This is a genomic window from Kineococcus glutinatus (genome assembly GCF_039542765.1).
In the GTDB taxonomy this organism is placed as follows: Bacteria; Actinomycetota; Actinomycetes; order Actinomycetales; family Kineococcaceae; genus Kineococcus_A; species Kineococcus_A glutinatus.
This window is the reverse complement of record NZ_BAABIL010000558.1, coordinates 1-6,681: the sequence shown is the minus strand read 5'-3', so window position 1 is coordinate 6,681 and position 6,681 is coordinate 1. Positions and strand designations below refer to the sequence as shown.

Sequence of the window (6,681 nt, the reverse complement as noted above, 5' to 3'; positions counted from 1 at the left end):
CATCTCCCCGGCCCGCGCGGCCTCGATGGTCGCGTTCAGCGCCAGCAGGTTCGTCTGCTCGGCGATCGCGGTGATGAGCTGCAGCACGTCGCCGATCTCGCGGCTGGAGGCGCCCAGCTTGCCGATCGTGGCGTTCGCGGAGTCGGCCACGGACACGGCCTCGGCGGCCACGACGACGGCCTGGTTGGCGTTGGTGGAGATCTCCCCGATCGCCAGGCCCATCTCGTCGCCACCGGCGGCCACGGTCTGCACGTCGGTGGAGACGTCGTCGGCCGCACCGGCCACCATCCGCACCTGGGTGCCCGTCTCGGCGGCCAGCGCCGCGATGCGCCCGCTCATCGCGGTGAGCTGCTCGCTGCTGCCGGCGATGGTCTGCGCGCTGCCCACCAGGGACGACACCATGCGCCGGATGCCGGTGGTGGCGTCGTTGACGGCCTGCGCCATCTGCCCCAGCTCGTCGCGGGAGGTGACGGGCACCTGCTGGGTGAGGTCGCCGTCGGCGAGGCCGCGCAGCGCGTCCTGCACCTGCCGCAGCGGGCGGTTGATGGAGCGCGCCACCGCCAGGCCCAGGGCCAGGGCGATGACCAGGCCGAACGCCAGGGCGACGAGGGTCTGGGTGCGCGCGGTGTCGTACTGGGCCGCCGCGTCGGCGCTCAGCGCCCTCGCCTCGGCCTCCTCGACCTCCTGCAGGGCGTCGACGGCGTCCAGCATCGCGGCCTGGGTGCGGCCGAACGTCGGGCCGACCTGGTCACCGGCGGGCATCACGAAGCCGGCCGGCGGCGCCTCGTGGAAGGCGAGGATGTTGCGCAGCGTGATGTAGTAGGTGGTGTTCTCCAGGAACGCCTCGACCGCGGCGTCGCGGGCCTCGGTGTGCACGCCGTTGACGGCGTAGGCGTCCACGGCGTCCAGGGCGTCCTGCTCCGCCTGCTTGATGTCGGGCACCATCGCCTGCGCCACGGCGGGGTCGCTGTTGACGATGGCGAAGAAGGAGTTCATCTGGTAGTAGCTGCGGGTGAGGTCGCCGCGCACGTCGTTGAGCAGGCGCAGGCCGGTGACGTGGCGCTGCTCGATCCGCTCGAGGTTCTCGTCCATCGTCGCCATGCGGTCGATCGCCAGAGCGTTCACCCCGACCGCCACCGCCGCCACCAGCCCCAGCGACGTGAGGATCTTCGTGTGGACGCTGAAGTCCGCGAAGCGTCCCCGGCGCCCCGCGGGCGCCCCCCGACCTGCGTCCGTGCCTGCCATGCCGACGGCTCCTCCTCCTCCGGGCGGGGACCTCCCCGCTCTCCAGCCATCGGCACGGCCCCGCCGGGACTTGACCGCCCGGGCTTACCATCGGCGGTCGTGACGCTGACCACCGACGCCCCGACCACGCCCAGCGGGCCGACCGGGCCGCTGCCCACCACACGCCGTCGCCTCACCGGCTGGGGCCGCACCGCCCCCACGACCGCCGACGTGCTGCGCACCTCGGACGTGGACGTCCTCGCCCGCGCGGTGCGCGGCGCCGGCGAGCGCGGGATCATCGCCCGCGGCCTGGGGCGCAGCTACGGCGACCCCGCGCAGAACGCCGGCGGCCTCGTCGTCGACATGACCGCCTTCGACCGCATCCACCGCATCGACGTCGACGAGGCCCTCGTGGACGTCGACGCGGGCGTCTCCCTCGACACCCTGCTGCGCACCCTCGTCCCGCACGGGCTGTGGATCCCCGTGCTGCCCGGCACCCGGCAGGTCACCGTCGGCGGCGCGATCGGCGCCGACATCCACGGCGGCAACCACCACACCCAGGGCAGCTTCACCAACCACGTCGTCTCGATGGACCTGCTCACCGCCGACGGCAGCGTCCGCACCCTCACCCCGCACGGTCCCGAGCGCGACCTGTTCCTCGCCACCGCCGGCGGCATGGGCCTCACCGGCATCGTGCTGCGGGCCCGGATCAGGCTGGACCGGGTGGAGACGTCGTACTTCATCGCCGACGTCGAGCAGGCCCCCGACTTCGACGACATGCTCGCCCGGCTGCAGAAGAACGACGAGAGGTACACGTACTCCAAGACGTGGTTCGACTCCGTGACCACCGGCGAGCACATGGGCCGCGGTTTCCTGCTGCGCGGCTCCTCCGCGAAGCTGGAGGACCTGCCGGCGAAGCTGCGCAAGGACCCGCTGAAGTTCGACGCGCCCCAGCTGGCGACGTTCCCCGACGTGTTCCCGCCCGGGATGCTCAACCGCTGGACGGCGAAGGCGCTGAACGAGTTCTACTACCGCAAGGCCAAGACGCAGACCGGCGTCGTGCAGAACATCACGCAGTTCTACCACCTGCTCGACCTGTTCGCGGAGTGGAACCGCGCCTACGGCCCGCACGGGTTCCTGCAGTACCAGTTCGTCGTCCCCTTCGAGCGGGTGGACGTGCTGCGCCGCAGCATGGAGACGATCGTGGAGTCCGGGCACATCTCCGCGCTCAACGTCCTCAAGCGCTTCGGGAAGGGCAACGACGCGCACCTGTCCTTCCCGACGGAGGGCTGGACGCTGGCGGTGGACCTGCCCGTGGCCCCCGGCCTGCACGAGCTGTGCGAGACCCTCGACGAGATGGTGCTCTCCGCCGGCGGGCGCCTGTACCTGGCCAAGGACTCCCGCACCACCGCCGACCGGCTGGCGCGGATGTACCCCAGGCTGGAGGAGTGGCGCGGCATCCGCGACGCCGTCGACCCCGGGCGCCGGTTCGCCTCCGACCAGGCGCGGCGCCTGCAGCTGGTCGGCCCCGCCCGCTGAGGGCGCCGCGCTAGCCCTCCTCCCGCGCCGGGGCGTCCGACGGCAGCACGATCGTGCCCGGCGGCCGCCCCGGCCAGCCCCGCAGCAGCTCCAGCAGCTCCCCCTCCGGCCGCGGCGCGCTGAACAGGTAGCCCTGCGCGCCGTCGCAGCCCAGCCGCCGCAGCCGGTCCGCCTGCTGCGGGGTCTGCACGCCCTCGGCGACGACCACGGGGCCCAGCGCCCGCCCGATGCCCACCACCGCCCGGACCACCGCGTCGCAGCTCGGGTCGGCGCCCAGCCCCGCCACCACCGAGGCGTCCACCTTCAGCACGTCCACGGGCAGCTCGCTGAGCCGGCCCAGGCTGGAGTGACCGGTGCCCAGGTCGTCCACCCCCAGGTGCACCCCCCGCTCGCGCAGCGCCCCGACGTCGTGGCGCATCGCGTCCAGCAGCGTCGGCGCCAGCCCCTCCGTCACCTCCAGCACCAGCCGGTCGGCCGGCAGTCCGTAGCGCTGCAGCGCGGCCAGCACGTCGCGCGCCAGCGCCCCCGAGCGCAGCTCGCGGCCGGAGACGTTGACGTGCACCGCGGGCGCCTCCGCGCCGAGCACCTCGCCCCACACCGCCGCCATCCGGCACGCCTCGCCCAGCACCCGGCGGCAGACGTCGTCCATCACCGGGTCGGTGGCCGCGACGTCGAGGAACTCCACCGGCGGCAGCAGCCCCCGGCTCGGGTGCCGCCAGCGCAGCAGCGCCTCCACCGCCAGGACCCGCCCGCTCACCAGGTCCACGACGGGCTGGCCGTGCAGGACGAGCTCGTCACCGGCCACGGCCGCGCGCAGCTCCGCCAGCAGCCGGCCCGAGCGCTCCCCCGCCGCCCGCCCGTCCTGCCCGTCCTGCGCGGCGTCGCGGACGAGGACCCCGTCCTTGCCGTCGTTCTTGACCGCGTACATCGTCGCGTCGGCCACCCGCAGCAGCTCCTCGACGCCGTCGCCGCTCGCCGCGAGGGTGGCGCCCACGCTGGCGCTGACCGAGGCGGTGCCGCTGCGCAGCTCGAACGGGCGGCGCAGCTCCTCCAGCGCGCGCTGCGCCACCGCGCGCAGCGCCGCCGCACCACCCACCGCCGGGCACACGATGGCGAACTCGTCGCCGCCGATCCGCGCGACGGTGTCGGCGGGCCGCACGCAGTGCTGCAACCGGGCGGCGGCCTGCACGAGCAGCTCGTCACCCGCGGCGTGCCCTGCGGTGTCGTTGACCGCCTTGAAGCCGTCCAGGTCCAGGTAGACCAGGCCGGCCCGCTGCCCCGAGCGGGCCGTCTCCGCCAGCGCGTGCTCCAGCCGGTCGGCGAGCAGCGCCCGGTTGGGCAGACCGGTGAGGGGGTCGTGCAGCGCCTGGCGGGTGAGGGCCGCCTCCGTCTGCCGGCGCGCGGTGACGTCCTCGACGAGGATGAGGACGGTGCGCTCGCCCTCCCCGGGGCTGAGCGCCGCCGCCGAGCACGACCCCCACACGACGGTGCCGTCCGGGCGCACGAAGCGCGCCTCGATGCGGACGCTGCCCACCCGGCCCGCCACGAGCTCGACGATGTGCGGCAGCCCCTCCTCCCGGGCGCTCTCGTCGCTGAAGTCCAGCAGCGCGCGGCCCACCAGGTCCGGGGCGCTGCGGCCGGTGAACCGGCACAGCGCCTCGTTGACCTGCAGCAGCCGGCCCGGCAGGGAGGGCGCGAGGGACGCCAGGGCCATGCCGACCGGCGCGCTCTCGAACGCCAGCCGGAAGCGCTGCTCGCTGGCGGCCAGCGCCGCCGCCGCCCGCTGCTGCTCGGTCACGTCGGTGGCGATGCCGATGAACCCCGTGATCCGCTGCTGCTCGTCGCGCATCGCGCTGGTGGTGAGCCGCACCTGCAGCCGGCGGCCGTCGCGGGTGACGTAGGTCCACCGGTTCGTCTCCGCCCGCCCCAGCACCGCCTCCTGGACCATCACGGAGAAGCCGGGTTCGATGCCGAGCTCCCCGGCGCGGTGCGCGACCTCGGCGGGATCGTGCCACCGCAGCGGCGAGGAACCCAGCACCTCCGCCTCGGAGTACCCCAGCAGCCGCTGCGCCCCCACGTTGAAGTGGACGATGCGGCCGGTGGGGTCGGTGGCGATCACGCCCTGCTCGGTGGCCGCGGCGAGCACCCCGGCGAGCAGGTCGCGGGTGCCGGCCACCGCCGCCGCGTCCCGCCGGGCGGCGGTGACGTCGTGGAAGGCGACGACGGCCCCGTGCTCGCCGGGCGCCCCCGGCAGCGGCCGCGCGGTGTAGCGGTACACCGCGTCCGCCGGGACGGCGCCGGGGCCCGGCCTCGCCTCGCCCTCCACCTCCTCCCCCGCCAGCGCGCGCACGAGCGGCAGCTCCTGCGCGCCCATCGGCCTGCCGTCGAGGTGGCGCAGCTGGTAGTGCCCGACCCAGTCGTCCGTGCCGCCGGCGTGCCCCGGCACGCCGAGCAGCTGCTGCGCGCGGGGGTTGTCCAGCAGGCGGTGGCCCGCGGCGTCCACCACGAGGACGCCGTCGCCGATGCTGCGCACCACGGCGTCGAGCAGCTCGGTCTGCTCCACCGAGCGGCGGTGGGCCTCGTGCAGGCCGTCGATGAGGGCCTGCCGCTCCTCGTGCTGCAGCGCCAGCAGCAGGGACACGCCGGTGCAGGCCCCGGTGAACGCCTGCGCCATGAGGACGCCCGCGCCGGACCCGTCCACCCCGAAGGGGCCGTGCCCGGTGGCGGTGGCGAACGCGACGAGCACCGCGGCGAGCAGGGCGTGCAGGGCGGTGGTCGTCGCGCTCGCCCGCAGCGCCACGACCACGCTCAGCACGAGCAGCACGAAGGACAGCGGCCGCGGCAGGTCCATGCGCAGCACGAGCACGTAACCCGTCACCAGCAGCGCCACGATCACCACCACCTCGGCGGCGCGCCCGGGGCCGACCGGCGCCGCGCGCGGCGGGCAGCACGCCAGCCGCAGCCCCACCGCCGCGACGACGAACGTGCTGACACCCACGCGCAGCACCCACGCCCCCAGGGCCGCGAGCAGCTCGCCGGCACCGGCGTGCTGCTGCACCGCGAAGGCGGTGGACCCCACCAGGCCGCTGGCGAGCGCCCCGGCGAGCGCGGCCAGCAGCAGCACCCCCAGGTGCGCCGGCCGGCGCAGCGGCCAGCCGGGGGCGCGGGCCAGCGCGCGGTGGACCGCGCAGGCGACGAGCGGGGTGACGGCGTTGGCCACCGCCAGCGGCAGGGCGAGCGTCGCGGACAGGTCGGTGAGGACGGTGACGACGAGGGCGGTGGCACCGATCAGGGCGGTGTCGAGGGCGCGCGCGCGCACGTCGTCCCACGCCGAGGCCAGCCAGAGGAAGGCCACCCCCGACGCCGGCCACAGCGCGGCGAGGAGGTCGGGTTCCGGGCGGGTGGCGCGGCCGAGGAAGCACGCGGCGGCGAAGGCCAGCAGGAAGGCCGGCCGGCGCAGCAGGAGCAGCCGGCGGGCGCCCACCGCACCCAGCTCCCACGCCGGCAGCACGGCGGGGACGGGCACGGCGACGGGGGCGGCCGCGGAGCCGCCCGGACGTGCCGCGTCCTCGTGGACCACAGCCGCTCTCCCGAGGCAGGCCGATGCGCAGCAGAGCCCCGTTCCCGAGCTCCACCAGCAGGTCCCACCCCGCCGCCCCGGTGAAACCTGCGCCGGCCGGCGGGGGCGCCCCTCCCACGCCGGCCCCACCGCGATGTCCGATGACCGCCGGACCGCGCCGCCCGCGGCGGGCAGACTCGGGGGCGTGACGACGACAGCCGCCCCGGTACCGGCGCACCCGCCGGTCGCGGTGCTGCACGGGCGGGGCCTGGACGCCGAGGCGTGCTACCGCGCCGTCGCCGGTCGCGACCCCCGCTTCGACGGGCGCCTCTACCTGGGCGTCGCGACCACCGGCATCT

Annotated in this window: 3 protein-coding genes; 1 reads left to right on the top strand and 2 read right to left on the bottom strand. The window is 75.7% G+C overall.

Going from position 1 to position 6,681, the window contains the following annotated elements; all coding sequences use genetic code 11:
• The coding region (locus tag ABEB16_RS18125; RefSeq protein WP_345713615.1) for a methyl-accepting chemotaxis protein at positions 1-1,245 on the bottom strand (1,245 nt) is incomplete at its 3' end.
• Between the two features lie 105 nt (positions 1,246-1,350).
• Between ABEB16_RS18125 and dprE1 the strand changes: the two genes are divergently transcribed.
• Complete coding sequence (gene dprE1, locus ABEB16_RS18120) at positions 1,351-2,763, top strand: decaprenylphosphoryl-beta-D-ribose oxidase (RefSeq protein ID WP_345713616.1); 1,413 nt, start codon at positions 1,351-1,353, stop codon at positions 2,761-2,763.
• Between the two features lie 10 nt (positions 2,764-2,773).
• On the opposite strand, the gene ABEB16_RS18115 is transcribed toward dprE1, so the two are convergent.
• Positions 2,774-6,343 (bottom strand): bifunctional diguanylate cyclase/phosphodiesterase, encoded by a 3,570-nt coding sequence (locus ABEB16_RS18115; protein ID WP_345713614.1) that lies wholly within the window; start codon positions 6,341-6,343, stop codon positions 2,774-2,776.
• Positions 6,344-6,681: the final 338 nt, after the last annotated feature.